Source organism: Novipirellula methanifontis (assembly GCF_052161655.1).
Classification (GTDB): Bacteria; Planctomycetota; Planctomycetia; order Pirellulales; family Pirellulaceae; genus Novipirellula.
The window spans coordinates 10,208,785-10,228,759 of sequence record NZ_CP197418.1 but is presented as its reverse complement, the minus strand read 5'-3'; the positions used below and the strand labels follow the sequence as shown (position 1 = coordinate 10,228,759).

The window sequence follows — 19,975 nt, the reverse complement described above, 5'->3', positions numbered from 1 at the left end:
TGTGAACCGCATGAACAATTGGGGACAATTGTTCTACAAACAATGCACCCAGTGTAGAACAATTGTCTCAATTGTTCACTTCTTGCACGCCGTCGCAGTTGAGAACCAAGAAAACCGTGTGATCTGCCTGAGCGATTGTTTTGCGGTCGTTGTGAACCGCATGAACAATTGGGGACAATTGTTCTACAATTCGGGGCGATTGCAGCCCTAGCCGGGCGGCCACGTCATCTTGCGACCGCCTAGCAGGTGAAAGTGCAAGTGTGGGACTTCTTGGCCACCGTCGCTGCCGCAATTGACAACCAAACGGTAACCGTCGGTTAGCCCTTCGGACGCGGCAATCTTCGCTGCCACCATCACACAGCGGCCAACGGTTTGCTCGTCCTCGTCACTCAAATCATCCAGCGACATGATCTCGCGTTTGGGGATGATCAAAATATGAGTCGGCGCCTTGGGCGTTATATCGCGAAACGCCAAACAAGTGTCGTCTTCGAAAACGATGTCCGCTGGAATTTCACGATCAATGATCTTGGTAAAAATCGATGGCATTGGCTTAAACCTTCTCCTGCTTGCCGGCTTTCAAACGAAGGAACGCGTCGAGAAACCCTTGCAGTTCGCTGCCGTTCATCACGGCGTTGAAACTGCCCACGTAATGTCCCGTTCGTGCATCTTTGACACGTTGATCGGGGTGCAAAAAGTAGTTGCGAATCTGGCTGCCGAAACCGGTACGTGCTTGCGTCGCGTACTTGGTCGCATCCTCGGCGTCCCGGCGATCCTCTTCGATCCGAGCCATCTTCGCTCGCAACATCTTCCAGGCTGTCGCTTTGTTCTGATGTTGGCTGCGTTCGTTCTGGCACTGGACGACCGTGTTGGTCGGAATGTGAGTCAATCGAATCGCACTGTCGGTTTTATTGACATGCTGTCCTCCCGCACCCCCGGCGCGATAGGTATCGATCCGCACATCCTTTTCCTCGATATCGATTTCGATCGAGTCATCGATTTCCGGAGTCACGCTGACGGCTGCAAAACTGGTTTGACGTTTGCCTTCACTGTTGAACGGGCTGATCCGCACTAGGCGGTGGACCCCTTCTTCGCCTCTCAAATAGCCATACGCCATCGGTCCACGGACCGCAATCGAGGCGTGGTTGATCCCGGCTTCTTCGTTTTCTTGTCGGTCGAGCAGTTGGATCGAGTAATCCTGGCTGACGGCCCAGGCGGAATACATCCGCAGCAGCATGTCGGCCCAATCGTTGGCGTCAGTTCCGCCATCGCGGGCGTTGATTGTGATGATTGCCCCGGCCGAATCATTAGGGCCGTTCAGGAGTGCTTTGAGCTCCAAATCGTCCAAAATATTCTCGAGCCGCTCAATTTCGCCAGCCACCTCCTCGGCGATCGACTCGTCCTCGTCCGCCATCTCGAATAATGCATCAAGATCCTCGACCGCGGTAGACAATTTCCCCATAGGACCGACAATAGCTTTCAGTCCCTTCAGTTGTGCAACCACCACTTGGGCCGCTTCGTTGTCGTCCCAGAAGTCGGGTTGGCTCATGCGAGCTTCGATCGACTCAATTTCTTCACGCTTTGCAGCGTAGTCAAAGAGAGTCTCCGAGTTGGACCAGACGCTCGCGGATCTTTTTGCTGCGTTGAACGAATTCGGCATCCACGGGTGGGGTAAGCTCCAAGAAAGCGGGTGAGTGAGGGAACCGGTCTGTTAGCGATCGGATCGGGTTTCGAGGGTGATCCAGACAAATAAATCATATCGAGTTAAGGGAAAAAGATACATGGCACGGGTGGTTCTAGCGATGAGTGGCGGCGTCGATTCCAGCGTTGCTGCGCACTTGTTGCTCGAGGCGGGCCACGAGTGTATCGGTGTCTTTATGAGGCACGGCGAAGAATCGAGCCGCATATGCAGTACCCCATCCGCAGCGGGTGGCGAAATGGATGCCGCAGGCCAAGCTGCAGGCCAGTCAGCAGGGGCACTGCCGGTGCTCGGCGGACTTCACCAAGCTCGCGCCGATCACAAACAAGGCTGTTGTACCGCCTCGGACGCCGCCGATGCTCGCCGCGTTGCCTCGAAAATGGGGATCCCCTTCTACGCCCTCGATCTGCAAGAAGATTTTCGCCGCATTGTTGACTACTTCGTCGACGATTACCTCAGCGGCCGCACGCCCAATCCGTGTGTGAAGTGCAACAATTGGATCAAATTCGGCCGTTTGTTCGACTATGCCGACGGCGTCGATGCCGATTTTGTGGCGACGGGGCATTACGCCCGAATGGTCAAAAACGGCGACCAATCCGAGCTGCATCGGGGGCTCGATTCCAATAAAGATCAATCTTATGCCCTGTTCGGGATTGGTGCTGAGCGGCTCAACCGGATGCTGTTGCCGGTCGGTGGCTTTGAAAAGCCTCGGATTCGCGAAATGGCAATGGAGCTCGGGATGGGGGTCGCCGGCAAACGTGACAGCCAGGAAATCTGCTTCGTCACTCAAGGCCATCACAGCGATTTCGTCAAAGCGAGACGCCCCGAAATGGTGGGAGCGACCGCAGGTGAAATTGTAACCACCGACGGCAAAGTCGTCGGGACGCACGCCGGGTACGAAGCGTTCACGATCGGCCAACGAAAGGGATTGGGCGTGGCGATGGGGACACCCCATTTTGTCGTCCGGATCGAAACGGAGACGAATCGAGTTGTGATCGGGCTGCAAGAAGCCCTCGCTCGCGAAGGATTGACAGCAAATGAGGCGAATTGGCTGGTCGATCCTGCCACGCTGCCTGATCGAGTGGGAGTGCAGATTCGCTACAACGGATCCCCGCTGCCGGCTCGCGTTTTTGTCGATCCTGGGGATCCCGACCAGTTCACGGTCGAGTTCGACGAGCCTCAGCTAGCAATTGCCCCCGGCCAGGCCGCCGTCGTTTTTGACGACACGCGAGTGCTCGGCGGGGGCTGGATTCAGTAATTTGAACGATATCGACGAGGCGGCATCATGATTGCTAGGATGCAGTTCACTTGTTTTGCCCAATCGTTAAAGTTTTAGGAATGGTTCATGGGTCTATATGACCGCGACTACGGACGCTCGGATGAACGCACCCCGTGGGACCGAGTCCAGAATCCGCGGAGTGTGACGATCGTTTTGATCGTCATTAATGTCGCTGTGTTCTTTGTCGACATGATCTTCGCACAAAAAGGCGTCAGTCAGCTGGTTCCTTGGTTCGGCGCCCAGGCCAGCACGGTGACTCATCCGTGGATGTGGTGGCAGTTTCTGACCTACGGTTTCACGCACGATCCGAACAATATCAACCATATATTGTTCAATATGATCGGGCTGTTTTTCTTCGGCCGCATCGTCGAGCGTCGGATTGGTCAGCAAGAGTTCCTGAAATTTTACTTGGCGGCCATCATCGCCGGTGGCATCGTGGCATCGATCTCATTTTGGATCCAAGGCGGCGGTTTGGTGATCGGGGCCAGTGGTGCGGTTGTGGCAACAACGATTTTGTTTGCCTTCTACTATCCGCATCAAGAAGTGTTGTTGATGTTTGTGATCCCGGTGAAAGCTTGGATCTTGGCAGTCGGCTTTGTGGCGATGGATTTCGCCGGTGCTTTGGGTTTGATGGGCAATTCCCCTACCGCGTTTGAGGTGCATTTAACGGGTGCCGCGTTTTCAGCCGCCTATTTCTACCAACGCTGGAATTTCCGCTGGCTCGATTTGGCGGCGCTCTCGGATTTGCCGAATTATTTCCGGCAGCGATCGCGTCGCATGAAGCTGAAAATTCACGATCCGGATCGAAAATTGAACCAAGACGCGGCGGAGGCGGACCGAATTTTGGCAAAAATTCATGCCAGTGGCGAAGCGAGCTTAACGCGATCCGAACGCAAAACGTTAGAACGATACAGTCGACGACAACGTGAAAAACGTGATCAGAACTAAGGAACGAGCGGACACTTTTGGGGTCTATCGCTCGGCGAACGAAGCAAAAAAACAAGTTTCAATTGCAATACAAAAAACAGTCACCGGGGTAGTGGATCTCGTCAAAGATCCCGGCCCGAGGATCTTTAGCAAGATCCACTACTTCCTTGCCCTAACCAGGATACAAATGATGATTCCACGAGTTTGCGGTGCTGCGGCGTGCCTGATGTTTTTCGCGGCGATCAACGCGAATGTTTTTGCGGATGACGATGGGCGTTCGCAACCGCTTGCCGAGGGAGCCAAGGCAATCAACTTTGAATTGCCGGTTGTGGGCGGCAAAGATTTCATTGAATTGCAAGAAGAATACAAAAAGGGACCGGTCGTCGTCATCGTGCTGCGAGGGTATCCCGGATACCAATGCCCGCTGTGCAGCAAGCAAGTCAGCAGTTTGGCGAACCGTGCCAAAGCACTCTCTCAAGCAGCATCGCGAGTGATCCTGGTTTACCCGGGTGAAGCGACGTTGCTGCAGCGACATGCCGAAGAATTCATGGGCTCGCGAACGTTGCCCGCACCGCTCGTGATCGTCCGCGACGACGCGATGGAAATGGTGACTCAGTGGGGTCTTCGCTGGGATGCACCTCGCGAAACCGCGTACCCTGCAACCTACGTGATTGATACAAATGGACGTGTCGCCTGGTCCAAAGTCAGTAACTCGCATGCTGGGCGAACCACGGTCGAAGAAATCATGAAAGAGCTGCGAAAACTATAAACGTGGGATAGGCTTCCAGCCTGTCATCGGTCCACCCTTTTCACAGTCGTTGATCGCTCCGCGATCAAAACGTAAGCTCGCAGAGCGACTGTGAACATATTGTACAACGCCTTCACAACTACCACTACAAATAACGGACACTAGATTGACTGCTCGCATTCATATTGTTGGGATTGGCGACGACGGACTTGATGGGTTGACGGGTCAAGCGAGAAACTTGATCGACCAAGCGACCGTTTTAGTGGGCCCGTCGCAGTTGCTCGGAAAAGTGCCAGCCTCCACTGCCAAACGCATTGTCGTCGGCAGCAATTTAGACCAGCTGCAGCAATCGATTCGCGAACTCGGCGACCAACCCGCGGTGGTTTTGGCGGGTGGCGATCCGTTGTTTTATGGTATCGCGCGTTACTTGACCGAGACGTTTGGCAAAGATCGTTTTGATGTGGTGCCACACGTCAGCAGCATGCAGTTGGCGTTTGCACGTGTCAAAGAGAGTTGGGATGATGCCTATCTGACCAATCTTGCGAACCAATCGCTTGACCGTGTGGTGGATAATGTTCGCACCGCCGAGCGTGTAGGGATCTTTACCACCGAGGACATTTCGCCCTCCGTGGTTGCCGAGGCGTTGTTAGATCGACGCATCGATTACTTTACCGCCTACGTTTGCGAAGATCTTGGTACGCCCGATGAAACGGTGACGCAAGGGGATTTGACCTCGATCCGAGGTCAATCGTTTGGCGTCATGAACGTGATGGTGTTGGTGCGAAAATCGGGAGCCGCCGATCGTCCCAGCGGCAGTGCGAACCGTCGCTTGTTTGGTAACCCCGACGATCTGTTTTTGCAGTCGCGGCCCAAGCGAGGTTTGTTGACGCCCGCCGAAGTTCGCTGCATTGCGTTATCTGAACTCGATCTGACCGCGAAAAGTATCGTATGGGATGTCGGTGCCGGATGTGGATCGCTGGCGATCGAAGCCGCCTCGATTGCGACTCAAGGCAAAGTGTTTGCAATTGAAATGGATGCCGAGGATTACGGATTGATGATCGAGAACGCGAAAATGTTCGACGTTCCCTCGTTGATTCCGGTCCACGGTCAAGCCCCTGACGCCTGGAAAGACCTTCCTAATCCGGACGCCATCTTTGTTGGTGGTACCGGACGCGTGGTGCCCGATTTGGTCTCGGCTGCCGTGCCGCGATTGGCCCAAGGCGGTCGCATCGTCGTCAATGTCTCCAGTCCTGATAATCTCGTTTCGGTCCAGAACGTGTTCTCCAAAGAGGGACTGGTTCAGGATGTGCGAATGATCAATATCTCGCGAGGCCAGTACCAAATGGACCGCGTCCGATTCGAGTCGCTTAACCCAACCTTCTTGGTTTTGGGCCGGAAATTGAAATAGTTCCGCCTTGGCTTTGCCAGCGTATTTTGCGAACTATGCTAGGGGCCGATCGAGGGACGTCAAACGCGTTCCCTCGTAGTGGATCTTGCTAAAGATCCCGCACGCAGGATCTTTAGCAAGATCCACTACACCGCTTATTTGCTTGGCATTCAACGATCGGTCCCGTGGATGCCCTTTTCCTCTCTCGTACCATCGCCATTCGCTATGCAGGTTCACAAGGCAGTTATCACCGCTGCAGCCCCGAAACAGAACACGTTGCCGCTGCAACAACTGGTCGACCGCAATGGCGAGACCAAGACGGCGCTGCAGTTAATCGTCGAAGAAACGCTCTCCGCCGGCATCGAAGAGATCTGTGTCGTGATCCGGCCAGGCGACCAGGAGGCCTACGAACAGGCCGCCGGGACTCACTTGGCCAGCATCCAGTTTGTTGAACAGCCTGAGCCTCGGGGCTACGCCGACGCGATCTATCAAGCGAAGTCGTTTGTCGGTGATCAGCCGTTTCTGCACCTTGTCGGCGACCACTTGTATCTCAGTGCATCCGACATCCCGTGTGCAAAGCAGTTAATCAAAATTGCCAGTGAGTTTGAGTGCTCGGTGTCGGCGGTGCAGTCGACTCGCGAAAACAAACTGCCCTACTTTGGCATTGTCAGCGGTCCTCATCTACCACGCCGCGATGACTTGTACGAAGTCGAAGCGGTGGTCGAAAAGCCGACGCCGACCTATGCCGAACAAGAGCTGGTGACACCGGGGCTGCGAGCGGGACACTATCTCGGATTTTTCGGCATGCATGTGTTGACTGCCGAAGCGATGATGTCGATCGAACAATTGCTTGCCGATCACGCACATGAAAAACCTTCGCTGTCGGATGCCTTGGCGATGTTGACGTCGCGCCAACGCTACCTTGCCTATCGCTTGCAAGGTTCACGCTACAACCTGGGTGTCACCTATGGATTGTTGATCGCTCAATTGGCGATTGGTTTGTCGGGACGTGACCGCGATCGGATTTTGACCGAAATGGTCGAATTGCTGGCCACTCGAGCGGAAGGGATCACGGCTCAATGATTCGTTCTGCAACCAACCCGTTGATTGAAATCATCACCTCGGACGACGATGCGGTTCGCGATCGATCGCTCGAATCGGTGTGTCACGATCAGACGCTTGATCAATTGCTTGGTCACGTCGAGGTGCTCGATACGTTTCGTCGCAAAGAAGAAAATTTGTATCGGCGTGTGCGGGCGTTATTCTTCTTGTCGGCAATTTACCGATACCACTTGCCATCGCGTTTGTCGATTGAGCAATCGGGGCGGATTCCGTACGAGGGTTACGAGCACCTGTTGGCTCGTCGTTTTATGGAAGCGATCGATTGTTTTTTGGCGTATCAGCAGCAAGCCGGTCCCAGCGACGCGTTAGCGAGCGCGTTGTCACAAGCGTACCATCAACTCGGGTTTCAAACGCTTGCCGATCAAGTTCGTCGCAGCGTCCGCACCGTCCGAGGCAACCAGTGGATGTTTCGCGTTGGGCATCCCGCGGATCACCCGCTGCGAATCCGCAGCGAGCTGGTCGAGATGGATCCCGCGACCGGGACCTCGCCGCTGATGAAGGAAACGACGGCAGTGCGAATGGATTTTTCGCACAGTGCGTGGAGCGACATCTTCTTTCTCGGGATGGATTTTCCCGAGGGAGCTCGGGTGTTGAATGTCTCAGTCGACCTCGGGGTGCGTGGCCGTGATTCGGAAACGAAGCCGCCGATCGAAACCTACCTGCGAATCATTGACGAGCCGGTCATTCGTCTGACCAGTGTCGATCTCGGGGCGACGACGACGCTGCGTTCGATTTCCGAGACCTTCGATTTTGCACGCGATTATTTAGGGTTGCTAAAAGCGGCGTTGATCGCCGCGGGCATCGTGCCTCCGGGACTGGAGGGATGTCGCGAGTCGATGGAAGACCTTTTGAAGGTCATGCTCGGCCCGGGACGTGGATTGGAATTGGTCAGCAAGATCAATGATATCCCCAAAGGATCGCGGCTTGCGGTTTCCACCAATCTACTTGGTTCGCTGATTTCGCTGCTGATGCGGGCGACCGGACAAGTTCAATCGCTAACAGGTCCGCTCACCGAAGCCGACCGCCGCTTGGTCGCCGCGCGAGCGATTCTGGGCGAATGGCTTGGCGGCAGCGGTGGCGGATGGCAAGATTCCGGTGGTGTTTGGCCCGGCATCAAGCTGATTTGTGGAGCCACCGCCGAACAGAATGACCCCGAGTTTGGCATTAGCCGTGGACGTTTGATGCCGGTTCATCATGTGCTCGGCAGTGACGAAATCGCCGATGCAATGCGTCAGAAGATTCAAGAGTCGTTGGTGCTTGTGCACGGAGGAATGGCCCAAAACGTGGGCCCGATTCTGGAGATGGTGACCGAGCACTATCTGCTGCGTAGCGAGAATGAATGGCAGGGACGAAAGGAAGCGATTCGAATTCTTGATGAAGTTGTCGAGTCGCTCAAGGCAGGCAATATCAAACAAGTCGGCGATGTTACCACTCGCAATTTCGAAGGACCACTGCAAACGATCATTCCGTGGGCGACCAACCGATTCACCGATTCATTGATCGACCAGTGCCGCGAGCGTTACGGAACGCAGTTCTGGGGATTTTGGATGCTCGGCGGGATGGCGGGCGGCGGTATGGGGTTCATTTTTGATCCCAAAATTAAACCCGAAGCCCAAGTGTGGCTCGGCGATGCGATGGTTAAGACGAAAAGGGACCTAGAGACATCGCTGCCATTTGCCATGGATCCAGTCGTCTATGACTTCAAAATCAACGACAACGGAACGAGTGCCGAGTTGCTCTGCGGCAACGATGCGATGCTGCCTGACCGTTATTACGCGCTCGTGTTGCCAGCGTTATTGCGAACGCCGTTACGAGATTTGTCGCTCAGAACGCGATCGGAACTCGAGCGAATTAGCAAACGATGCCAAGATGGCGAAACTGGCAGTGCGACAGCCGGAATGCTGTTGGAGAGTATCCTGCCGTCGGCAGCACTCGAACACTCCAGCGAATCGTCGCTCGGGTCGCTGTTGAATCGAATTGGTTTTGACCGGTTCCAACACGAGCAAATTCGTGCCGATTTGATCAGTGGGCGGATCGGGTTGTCCCAGAATCGGCTGCCCGCCAACACGATGATTCAAGATGTGAAGCCCGAGCACGTCGTCGATTTGCGTGAAGGGATCGATCCGAAATATGCCGATCTTGGATCGGCGGCAATCAAGGCAGGGAAAGTGGCGGTGGTCACGTTGGCCGCAGGTGTCGGCAGCCGCTGGACCGAAGGTGCCGGTGTTTGCAAAGCACTTCATCCATTTTGTCGTTTTGCCGGTCGCCATCGCAGCTTCCTCGAAGTGCATCTCGCCAAGAATCGAGCGATCGCGGAGAAACACGATGCTGCGATGCCGCATGTGTTTACCACCAGCCATCTGACCGACCAGCCGATTCGTGAATACCTCGATCGCAACGATTCTTTTGGTTTCGGCGAAAACTTGCTGGTTTCGACCGGACGCAGTGTCGGGCTGCGGATGATCCCGATGGTGCGTGATTTGCGTTTTTTGTGGGAGGAAACTGCCCAACAGATCCTGGATGAACAGCAGCAAAAAGTACGCGAGAGTTTGCGGACGGCGCTGATCGGATGGGCGAAATCCGCGGGCGAGGCCAGCGATTACACCGACAATGTGCCAAGTCAGTGCATCCATCCGGTAGGCCATTGGTTCGAAATTCCCAATATGCTCCGCAGCGGTGTGTTGCAGCAAATGCTGGATCGCCAACCGCAATTGGATTATTTGTTGCTTCACAACATTGACACCCTCGGGGCGAACGTCGATCCGGCGTTTCTGGGGCGTCATATTGCCGGCGAAACCACACTTAGCTTTGAAGTGATCAGTCGCCGCTTGGAAGACCGCGGTGGCGGACTCGCGTTGGTCAATGGCCGACCGCGACTCGTCGAAGGCCTAGCGATGCCGAACGAGCAGATCGAGTTTGATTTGACCTTCTACAATTCGATGACGACCTGGATTTCGATCGACGGATTGCTGAAGTCATTCGGATTGACTCGAGCTGATCTGGCCAATTCCGAACGTGTTGACCAAGCAATCCGCGCGATGGCGCAGCGGATGCCAACGTACATCACGCTCAAGGATGTCAAGAAACGCTGGGGCAATGCCCAAGAGGATGTTTTCCCCGTCGCTCAGTTTGAAAAACTGTGGGGCGACATGACCGCGATCGCCGATATCAGCAGCTGTTTTTTCGTCGCCCCACTCCGCCGCGGCCAACAGCTCAAAGCACAAGCTCAGCTCGATCCATGGAAACGCGACGGCAGCGCCGACTACATCGATTCACTGTGCAAGTGGTAGTGAAGTGTGGGGGGCAGGATGTTGTCAAAGAACCTGGCTCAATCGGGTTGGTTGAGTGAGCCGCTCGTACATCGGCGGGCTGGCTTTTTCTCGGTTTGCTTTGAATTGTCGGGTCTATTGATCCCTCCGTATCTCTTGAGCTGCGGACTCAAAGATCCGCTACTTCGGCCCAAAGGGCCATCCGTTTGCCTGGGCTAGGTAAATTGCTGGGACTTTGGCCCGAAAACAGATGAGAACTATTGAGGGTTAGATCAATTTTCAGGAAGAGAGCTCTGTTAAGCAGTACGATTTTGCTGGCCGGAAACCGACAGGTTTTCGCATTTTGAAATTCCGGTGCATCCTTCCCTACGACTCGAGTTCGTCGATTCGTTTTTCCAATTGATCGATTCGCTCGTTCACCGATTCGAGTCTGGCGATCAACGCATCGACTGCGGTGTTGCTTGCCTTTGCCGGCGACGGTGTAGACGATGCGTCGGATGCAGCCGCTTGTTTTTCCAACCGAGCTTCGAGGTACTGGCGTTCCTCAGGCGGATACAACTTGTGCGTGAACGTTTGGCCGCGTCCCGGAGGCGAGAGCGCTTCGACGAGGTCCTTTGCGATTAACGAGTCGACGACTTCTTGAGTCGCTTTCAAATCCTCCATGGCATACATCCGCGAAGCTCGCGTGCGAATTTCGCCCAATGTTTGTGGTCCTCGAAGCAGCAGTTCTGTCATCACGGCTGCACCGGGACTATCGACATCGAACCATTCGTACGCTGCGTGACGATATTTTGTCGCTCGGCCGCTGCCTTGGATTTCACGAGCCGCACCGACTCGCTTTAGCTCGTCTAAGGCCGTCAGAACATCGTCCTCGTCCAATTGCAATTGAGGCGAACGATTCGATTTCTGGTTGCTGCCGCTGATCAGTCCGGACATCGTTAACGGGTAACTGTCGGGGGTCGTTTTGGCCTTTTCCACTAACACCCCCAGGACACGGCGGGCGTTACGCGAAAGGGCGACCGGTTTGGGCTTCTCTTCACTCGTTTCGTCGGACATGGGTAAAACCGCCTGCGCATGTTGGATGATAAAAAGGGTGATGCACCGCTATCTTGGCGTTCCAATGGGCGGTTAAGCAACTCCCCCTCTTTCAACAAGTGGGGCAAAGATTAGCTATCATGTAGGACAATCCTCCGCGGACGACGTCGCGAATCATTGACTCGCGGCCCTCCCTTCGTCTTTCCCCCACGCCAGGCTTCGTTGCCGATGAAACGACTGCTTTCTTATTTATCGCTCGCTCTGCTCAGTGTGATCCCGTCGCTCGGCGTTGCCGCAGAGCGTCCCAATATCGTGATGGCGTTTGCCGATGATTGGGGGTGTCACGCCAGCGCGTATGGCAAGTTGAACCCTGGCGGTCTGGATGATCTCGTCGCGACACCCCATTTTGATTCGGTTGCCGAGCAGGGGGTGTTGTTCACGCGGGCGTTTGTCAGTGCGCCATCGTGTACGCCGTGTCGCAGTTCTTTGTTATCGGGCCAACATTTTTGGCGATGTGGTTCGGCCTCGATCCTGCAAGGCGCCGAGTGGGATTTCGATATTCCCTCGTACCCGCTGCTTTTGGAATCAGCGGGATACCGAATCGGACATACCTACAAAGTATGGAGCCCCGGCACGCCGGCCGATGCGCCGCATGGAGGTGCCGCTCGCGGGTTCAATCGTGCAGGCCGCAAGTTCAATGGTTTTTCGCAAAATGCGATGAAGGGCAATGCCCCAGATGCTCGGAAAGCAGAGTTGTTGGACGAAGTTCGTGGCAATCTGATTTCGTTCCTCGATCAAAACGGCGACCAGACAGTCGATGGCGAAAAACCGTTCTGTTACTTCTTTGGACCCACCAACTGTCATCGCAAATGGGTTGCCGGAAGCGGCAAGAAACTGTGGGGCATCAACCCCGACGACTTCGCCGGTAAGATTCCGCCGTACCTGCCCGATGTTCCGCTCGTTCGTGAAGACTTCGCCGACTACTTTGGCGAGATACAAGCGTTTGACGCGGGGTTGGGCGTGATCATTGATGAACTGAAGCGATTGGGCGTTTACGACAACACGATCCTGGTGGTGAGCGGCGACCACGGTTTCCCCGGTGTCACGCGAGGCAAGTGCAACTTGTACGATTTTGGCACCCACGTTCCGCTGGCGATTCGTTGGCCCGCCGGGATGAAACAGCAAGGCCGCGTGGTTGATGATTTTGTCTCGCTGCCCGATCTTGCCCCTACGTTTTTGGAGGCGGCGGGCGTATCGATTCCCGAGACGATGACCGCGAAATCGTTGATCCCGGTGCTGACGAGTGACAAGTCGGGCACGGTGGATGCGAAACGCGACGCCGTCTTCACTGGACGTGAACGGCACGTTGCCGCGGCACAGCCTGATTTTACTCCGTATCCGCAACGGGCGATTCGCACCGATCAACATTTGTTGATCATTAACTTTGCGCCCCAGCGTTGGCCGATGGGGTCGGGGCCGGGTTACGGCGAACCTGCTACGCCGATGCCGAATTTTGCGTCATGGCGAGAAAACACGATGGTCGGTTTTCGAGATATGGATGGCAGTCCCACCAAAGCTTGGATTGTGACGAATCGCGAATCGGATCCCGAGTCGTTTGATTTTGCCTTCGCCCGGCGACCGCGTGTCGAGCTGTACGATGTTCAGAAAGACCCACACTGCATGAACAACCTTGCCGACAATCCGGAATCGGAGCCGGTCCGAGAGCAACTTCACTCGCGGTTGATGTCCGAGCTAAAACGGACTGGCGATCCTCGGGTGTCCGACAACGTGATGTTCGAGTCCGCAGAGTTCACGAAGCCGTACGACAAGAAGAAAAAGAAATAGCCAGTCGACACGCGGTGTTGCTAGCACATCAAAGCGGTTTGCGGGTGAAGCGACGGCGAGAGCTTGGCGGAGTGCGGCGAGAGGGGGTGAAGTGATCTCTTGACGGCGTGTTGGTTTGGTGAGCCGCTTACGCATGAGAGGCATATCCCACGCATTACCTCCCCTTTGGGCAACGCTGTGAAGAATTTAGAGACGGCAAATTACGGCATTTGCGTTCCGTAGCTACGCTCGCCAGAGCGTGGATGGTTGCCGGCCAATACGAATCACCACCTTCTGGCGAAGGTAGCTACGAGAAAATGTTTCACAGCGTTGCCCTTTGGGGAGGTCAGAGTCGGCGGTAGCCGGCTCACCGGTGGGGCTCGCTGAGTTATGAATTGATCGTGCACACTTGGTTTCACCAGCCCTCCCCGGCCGCTTCCTGCGGCCGACCCTCCCAGAGGGGAGGGTGAAATTGAAATTACCCGGTGCCTTACGGCGCACAGCTCACCACTGTGATGGGCATCTTGATTGAAACCCGCCGCTTGCACGGGGGATCATGGGTTGCGGGGGGCAGTTATCCGTTGTGGCAATTTGTCCCCCTTCTTATACTGCCCTGCGAACTGCGAATTCCAACTATCACGCGATCGTCCCATGTCTGATACCCCGACCCTTACCCCGATTTCCGATGCCTCGGCCCCCTTTTTCTGGGGCATCGATATCGGTGGCACCTCGATCAAGATTGGGTTGGTCGACGACGAAGGACGCACACTGGCTTTCGAGCGACTGCCGACGCGTGAATCCGAAGGCCCTACTGCGGCTACGCAGCGAATTGCTGCGGTGATTCAAGATATCGAGGGCCAACTTGGCATCTCAGATAAAGTGCGACGCGTCGGATTGGGGGCTCCCGGACCGATGGATCTTTCCACCGGCTACCTCGTCGCGCCGCCTCAGCTGCCGAGTTGGTGGGACTTTCCGATCCGCGACTCAATCGGCAAAATGCTCGAGCGTCCCGTCTCCTTCTTGAACGACGCCAACGCGGCGGCTTACGGTGAATTTTGGCTTGGCAGCGGGCGAAATGACCAATCGATGTTGCTTTTGACGCTCGGCACTGGTGTCGGTGGCGGGATTATTATCGAGGGTGAATTGGTCAATGGCACGAACAGTTTCGGCAGCGAATGCGGTCACATCATCGTCGATCCGTCTCCCACGGCTCGGTTGTGTGTGTGGGGCGGCGGACGCGGTCAACTCGAAGCTTATGCGTCGGCCAGTGCGGTGGTTCAGCGGACTCGGCAACGGTTGACCGAAGGAGCCAAGAGTTCGCTCAGCGGTCTGCTCGGTGGCGGCGATAGCGAATTGACCGCGAAACGCGTTTACGAAGCCGCCAAAGACGGCGACGTGCTGGCGTTGGAAATTGTCGATGAAACCGCACGCTGGTTAGGTATCGGTTTAACGACCCTTATTCATACCCTTGACCCCGGCTCTGTGGTGCTCGGTGGCGCCATGAACTTTGGTGGGACAAATTGCTGTATCGGCAAACGGTTTTTGTCCAGAATCTCGGAGGAATTCCGCCTTCGCACCTTCGAGAACGTGTTTGAAGGAACGACAATTACGTTCGCTTCGCTTGGTGGTGACGCGGGATATCTAGGAGTAGCCGGTTACGCCCGTCGACAATACAACAAAGATCACGGCGCAAAGAAATAGGCTTCTCAAGTCGTTTTGTACAAATCAGTTTCGCACCTCGGCCGTACACGGCCAAAGAACCAATATGTCAGCCCACATTCGTAACTTTTGCATTATCGCCCACATTGACCACGGCAAGAGCACGCTAGCCGATCGATTGCTTGAGCATACCGGCACCGTCACGCTGCGTGAAATGAAGTCGCAGTTGCTTGACGACTTAGCGCTCGAGCGTGAACGTGGAATCACGATCAAGGCGCGTGCGGTGACAATGCGTTTCAAACGCGGCGGCAAAGACTATGAATTGAATTTGATCGATACTCCCGGTCACGTCGACTTCCACTACGAAGTCTCGCGGTCGCTGGCCTGTTGCGAAGGCGTGCTGCTGTTGGTTGACGCATTCCAAGGTGTTGAAGCTCAAACGGTGGCCAATGCCTATGCGGCGATGGAGCATGACCTGAAGATCATTCCGGTGATCAACAAGATCGACTTGAAGCATGCACGTGCTGACGAAGTTGCCGAAGAGATGATGAACTCGTTGGGAACCGATCCCGATGATTGTATGCGGGTGAGTGCAAAAACAGGCGTGGGCGTCGACGAATTGCTTGATGCGATTATCGAGCGAATTCCAGCACCGACGGGCGATGCGAATGCTCCGCTTCAAGCGATGGTGTTCGATTCCAACTATGACGATTTCCGTGGCGCGATCACTTACATCCGCGTGATGAACGGAACCGTTCGCAAGGGACAAAAAATTCGTTTCCTACGTGCCGGATCGGTTCACGATGTAATCGAATTGGGGCGATTCGCCCCCGCGCGTGAGTCTTGTGAAGAACTCAAGGCGGGCCAGGTTGGTTACTTGATTTGTAACATCAAGAGTCTTGGTGATGTACATATCGGCGACACTGTCGGCCCTGCAGGCAAAGAAATTGTGGCACCGCTGCCGGGATACTTGCGTCCAAAACGGATGGTTTATTGCGGATTATTCCCCAGCGACGGTCAAGACTTCACGGAACTGCGTGATGCACTTGAAAAGTTAGCGATCAACGATCCTAGCTTCGAATTTGAACCCGAGACCAGCGAAGCGCTCGGGTTCGGATTCCGCTGTGGTTTCCTTGGGCTGTTGCACATGGAAATTGTCCAGCAGCGTTTGGAGAACGAATCGGATGTCGACTTGGTGCAAACCGCACCCAACGTGACTTACGAAGTGGTCAACAAACGGGGCGAGACCCTGATGATCCGAAAACCGCAAGATGTACCGGACCCCGGTGACATCGAAGAATTCCGTCAACCGATCGTTCGCTGCAGCGTGATTGTGCCAAACGAGTTCATCGGCGCGATCATGAAGCTGTGCCAAGAGCGTCGCGGGATCCAAAAGTCACAAGAGTACCTCGGCGCTCAACGCGCGATGTTGACTTATGACATCCCGCTCGCCGAGGTCGTCTATGATTTGCATGACAAAATCAAAAGCTGTACGAAAGGCTACGGCACGCTCGATTACGAGATGGTGGGCTATGAACCGGCCGACCTTGTTCGAATGGACATCATGGTCAATGGCAACCGCGTCGACGCACTCAGCGTCGTGTGTCACCGTGCGGATGCGGATCGCCGCGGCCGAGCGGTGGTCAAGAAATTGAAAGCCGAAATTGAACGCCACATGTTCGAAGTCGCGGTGCAAGCCGCGATTGGAAGCCGTGTGATCGCCCGTGAAACCGTTTCAGCGATGCGAAAAAATGTGACAGCCAAATGTTACGGCGGTGATATTACGCGAAAGCGTAAGCTGCTGCAGAAGCAAAAAGAGGGCAAAAAGCGGATGAAGGCCATTGGCAACGTCGAGATTAGCCAAAAGGCGTTCATGGCCGTGCTTAGTGATTCCGAAGGGGGTTAAATCCCCGAGGTGCGATTCCCTACGCTTCTAGCGGACGCTTACACGCATTATCCTTATGTTCTATTCAGGTGCCGGCGGGAGGCACCGCGTTCCAATTAACAACGCTTCTTCACGTTAAACAGGTGTCCCATTCTCGGATGGGAACAAAGGCGGCCTGGACTAAACGTGATCAAGATTCCCTGTGCGCGGGGCGTTGTTTCGGTGGCAAGCAATTCTAGAGGATGATTACGGTGAAGCAGACATTACTTATCGGGGGTTTTTTGGCGTTGCTGTCTTTCGCCGCCCAACCCAGTTCAGTCGCGGTGGCGCAAGATGACGGGGCCGCAGTGGCCGCAGTTGTTGTTGCGGAGGAGGCTGTTTCGGAAAGCTCCGAAACCCAAACGCCTGTTCCTTCTGACCTTACACCGGTCGAGCCCGCTGCTGCGACTGCCGGTGCGGCCTCCGCAACCACAGCCGAGCTCGAAGAAAAAATCGCCGCCGCCGCTCTGGCCGGCCACAACGCTTGGATGTTGACCAGTTGTGCGTTGGTGCTGTTCATGACCGCACCGGGTTTGGCCATGTTCTACGGCGGTCTGGTTCGCCGCAAAAATGTGCTCAGCATCCTGATGCAGTGCATTTTCTTGATGGGCATGATGACCGTGCTGTGGGCTGTGGTCGGGTACTCGTTGTCCTTTGGCGGGTCCGGTGCTTGGATCGGCAACTTTGACTATCTGTTCATGAACGGCGTCCAGCGTTACTGGAGCGATGCCGCCGGTGGTCCGGTTACTCCCATGTACCATGCCGAAATTCAGATCCCGATGCTCACCCACATGCTGTTTCAAGGCATGTTTTTTATTATCACTCCCGCACTGATCTGTGGTGCGTTCGCCGAGCGAATGAAGTTTAGCGCGATGGCGGTCTTCTCTGTTTTGTGGGGCCTGCTAATTTATTGTCCGCTGTGTCACTGGGTTTGGGACGGCGGCATCTTGGCATATGACTCAGAACATGCATTTGCGGGCGGAGCATTGGACTTTGCCGGAGGCACGGTGGTTCACATCAGTAGCGGAGTTTCCGCGTTGGTTGCCGCCATGTTGATCGGGCCTCGCATGGGTTATTTGCGAGAACCGATTCAACCTCACAATCTTACTTTTACCGCCCTGGGCGCAGCGATGCTGTGGGTCGGATGGTTCGGCTTCAACGCGGGCAGCGAATTGCTGTCCGATGAATTGACCAGCAGTGCGTTTGCCGTCACTCATTTCTCTGCTGCGGCGGGTGCATTAGCTTGGGTGATGACCGAATGGTGCATCTTGAAGAAACCGACGGTTCTAGGCGCGAGCAGCGGCGCGGTTGCTGGATTGGTTTGTATCACTCCTGCCGCTGGCTTTGTACAGCCGATGCCCGCACTGTTGATGGGTGCTCTGGCGGGAATCGTTTGTTACTTTGCCTGTAGTAAGCTGAAACACGCGTTGCGTTACGATGACGCACTCGATGCGTTTGGCGTCCACGGTGTCGGCGGCACGCTCGGAGCATTATTGACCGGCGTTTTTGCAACGCGAGCCTGTTGGAACATCGCGGGCGAAAAGAAATTAGGGCTGATCGAAAGTGGTGACCCTAGTTTGTTGATCGGGCAAATTGTTGCCATCTTGGTGACCTACGCGTTCGCAGGAATCGGCAGTCTGATTCTGTTGAAACTGATCGATGCCGTGATCGGACTTCGCGTTCACGCCGAGAGTGAGCAACGGGGTCTGGATATCACCGACCACGGCGAAGAAGGTTACACGTTCGCTTAGGTATCGCCGACGCGAAATAGTAAACTCACTGCAGCCGTGATCGTCATGATCGCGGCTGCGGTCGTTTGTGCCATCGAGATCGAGGACGCTTCGGCGATCTGTCCCCACAGAATCGATCCGGTGGTCATCGAAAACGCCATCGCCGTCAAGTAGCATCCCATGCCGCGGGCTCGCATCCGAGCAGGAAGTGTCATCTGAGCGGTGGAATTTAATGTCGTCAGCGTCATCATCCAGGTCGCACCCATCAGCAGTGTGGCGGCGCACACGATGAACGTCTCGGTGGTATTCGCGAGCGTGGCCAAGCCGATCGCAAACCCCACCATCGCGATGGCAATTGTTTGGTCGGCGCCCCGACGACGCTGGAAATGAGGCAACGTCCAAGCGGCAAACACCGCTCCGACACCGACGCAGCCTACCAAGAAACCAAACCCGCTAGCGCCCCAACCGAGATGCTGTTTCGCCACCAACGGCAACAGCGACCACAACGCGCTTCCGGGTAACACGAATAACACGACCCCGAGGATCGTGTGCCGCATCGCTACGGTTTTTGCCACATAGCGAAGGCCTTGATACATTGACAAGCGAAACGACAACCCGCGTGAAGATTCACGGCGTGCTCGTTTCCATGACAGTAAAACGATCAACACTCCGGCAAACGACAATGCGTTGATCGCAAACGCTGTCCACACTCCCGCCATCGCAATCAAGATGCCGCCTAAGGCGGGGCCCACCGCACGAGCGAGATTGAAGCTGATGCTGCCTAGTGCAACCGCGCGGGCGAGCTGATTCTTTGGCACGAGTTCCGGGATCGACGCTTGCCAGATGGGAACGTGCACAACCATTCCCAAGCCAATCACAAACGTGAACACCAGCAGCAACTTGGCTGTGATCATGTCGCTAAACGTCAGCGAAGCCAGCGTTGCCGTGCATGCACACAGCACAAATTGAGTACCGATCAACATTCGCCGCCGGTCGATTCGGTCGCCCAGCACGCCAACGGGAATGGCCAAAAAAATGATTGGAGCCGCCATCACCGTTCGCACGGCGGCGACCATTTCGGGCGAGGGGTCCAGACTGGCCATCAACCAACCCGCACCTACTTCGTGAATCCATGTGCCAAGATTCGACGCCAGCGACGCGAACCAAAACGCGCGATACAGCGGGTTTTGTAAGGGGGCCCAAGCTGACGAGGAGGTCAGAGTACGGGCGGCGAAAGATCCGGCCAGCGATCTGGATTTGTTCCGAACGCGGTCATCTCGATCCATCAAGCAATTCCTCGACGCGGGGGGCCAGAGATGGTAGAAGTTCCCTCAAAAGACAGCAAACGTAATTTACGAGCGAGTCCAAACGGGCT

14 protein-coding genes are annotated in these 19,975 nt (G+C 55.4%); 10 read left to right on the top strand and 4 right to left on the bottom strand.

What is annotated here, in order from left to right:
- Positions 1 to 207: 207 nt before the first annotated feature.
- The gene (locus SH528x_RS36285; protein ID WP_442508292.1) at positions 208 to 546 is read right to left on the bottom strand and encodes a histidine triad nucleotide-binding protein; all 339 of its coding nucleotides are present in this window, start codon (positions 544 to 546) and stop codon (positions 208 to 210) included.
- A 4-nt stretch (positions 547 to 550) separates the two neighbouring features.
- Positions 551 to 1,661, bottom strand: a protein-coding gene (gene prfB / locus SH528x_RS36280; RefSeq protein WP_442508291.1) for a peptide chain release factor 2 whose coding sequence is annotated in 2 segments (ribosomal slippage) — positions 551 to 1,591 and positions 1,593 to 1,661 — 1,110 coding nt in all. Because the reading frame shifts where the segments join, the coding sequence is not laid out codon by codon here.
- 117 nt (positions 1,662 to 1,778) lie between these two features.
- Here prfB and mnmA point away from each other — a divergent pair.
- From mnmA to SH528x_RS36250, 6 genes are all read left to right on the top strand, one after another.
- Complete coding sequence (gene mnmA, locus SH528x_RS36275; RefSeq protein WP_442508290.1) at positions 1,779 to 2,954, top strand: tRNA 2-thiouridine(34) synthase MnmA; 1,176 nt, start codon at positions 1,779 to 1,781, stop codon at positions 2,952 to 2,954.
- Between the two features lie 87 nt (positions 2,955 to 3,041).
- Positions 3,042 to 3,923 (top strand): rhomboid family intramembrane serine protease, encoded by an 882-nt coding sequence (locus tag SH528x_RS36270; RefSeq protein WP_442508289.1) that lies wholly within the window; start codon positions 3,042 to 3,044, stop codon positions 3,921 to 3,923.
- A gap of 166 nt (positions 3,924 to 4,089) precedes the next feature.
- Complete coding sequence (locus SH528x_RS36265; RefSeq protein WP_442508288.1) at positions 4,090 to 4,671, top strand: redoxin family protein; 582 nt, start codon at positions 4,090 to 4,092, stop codon at positions 4,669 to 4,671.
- A gap of 145 nt (positions 4,672 to 4,816) precedes the next feature.
- Positions 4,817 to 6,058 (top strand): precorrin-6y C5,15-methyltransferase (decarboxylating) subunit CbiE, encoded by a 1,242-nt coding sequence (gene cbiE, locus SH528x_RS36260; RefSeq protein WP_442508287.1) that lies wholly within the window; start codon positions 4,817 to 4,819, stop codon positions 6,056 to 6,058.
- A 168-nt stretch (positions 6,059 to 6,226) separates the two neighbouring features.
- Positions 6,227 to 7,120, top strand: a complete 894-nt coding sequence (locus SH528x_RS36255; RefSeq protein ID WP_442512240.1) for a sugar phosphate nucleotidyltransferase — start codon at positions 6,227 to 6,229, stop codon at positions 7,118 to 7,120.
- The gene (locus tag SH528x_RS36250) at positions 7,117 to 10,449 is read left to right on the top strand and encodes a UTP--glucose-1-phosphate uridylyltransferase (protein ID WP_442508286.1); all 3,333 of its coding nucleotides are present in this window, start codon (positions 7,117 to 7,119) and stop codon (positions 10,447 to 10,449) included. The genes SH528x_RS36255 and SH528x_RS36250 overlap by 4 nt, the downstream gene beginning before the upstream one ends.
- A gap of 345 nt (positions 10,450 to 10,794) precedes the next feature.
- Here SH528x_RS36250 and SH528x_RS36245 read toward each other — a convergent pair whose 3' ends face one another.
- Positions 10,795 to 11,484, bottom strand: coding sequence for a DUF480 domain-containing protein (locus SH528x_RS36245; protein ID WP_442508285.1), 690 nt, complete (start codon positions 11,482 to 11,484; stop codon positions 10,795 to 10,797).
- Between the two features lie 207 nt (positions 11,485 to 11,691).
- Here SH528x_RS36245 and SH528x_RS36240 point away from each other — a divergent pair, with 207 nt between their 5' ends.
- The 4 genes from SH528x_RS36240 (at position 11,692) to SH528x_RS36225 (ending at position 18,621) form a co-directional block, all read left to right on the top strand.
- Positions 11,692 to 13,308 carry a sulfatase family protein gene (locus SH528x_RS36240; RefSeq protein WP_442508284.1) on the top strand — a complete coding sequence of 539 codons (1,617 nt, stop codon included), beginning with the start codon at positions 11,692 to 11,694 and terminating at the stop codon, positions 13,306 to 13,308.
- Between the two features lie 630 nt (positions 13,309 to 13,938).
- Positions 13,939 to 14,988 carry an ROK family protein gene (locus SH528x_RS36235; protein WP_442508283.1) on the top strand — a complete coding sequence of 350 codons (1,050 nt, stop codon included), beginning with the start codon at positions 13,939 to 13,941 and terminating at the stop codon, positions 14,986 to 14,988.
- 64 nt (positions 14,989 to 15,052) lie between these two features.
- The gene (lepA, locus tag SH528x_RS36230) at positions 15,053 to 16,852 is read left to right on the top strand and encodes a translation elongation factor 4 (protein WP_442508282.1); all 1,800 of its coding nucleotides are present in this window, start codon (positions 15,053 to 15,055) and stop codon (positions 16,850 to 16,852) included.
- A 230-nt stretch (positions 16,853 to 17,082) separates the two neighbouring features.
- Positions 17,083 to 18,621 carry an ammonium transporter gene (locus SH528x_RS36225; protein ID WP_442508281.1) on the top strand — a complete coding sequence of 513 codons (1,539 nt, stop codon included), beginning with the start codon at positions 17,083 to 17,085 and terminating at the stop codon, positions 18,619 to 18,621.
- Here SH528x_RS36225 and SH528x_RS36220 read toward each other — a convergent pair.
- On the bottom strand, positions 18,618 to 19,886 hold the full coding sequence (locus tag SH528x_RS36220; RefSeq protein WP_442508280.1) for an MFS transporter: 1,269 nt from the start codon (positions 19,884 to 19,886) through the stop codon (positions 18,618 to 18,620). The two genes, SH528x_RS36225 and SH528x_RS36220, sit on opposite strands and share 4 nt — an antisense overlap.
- Between the last annotated feature and the right edge of the window lie 89 nt (positions 19,887 to 19,975).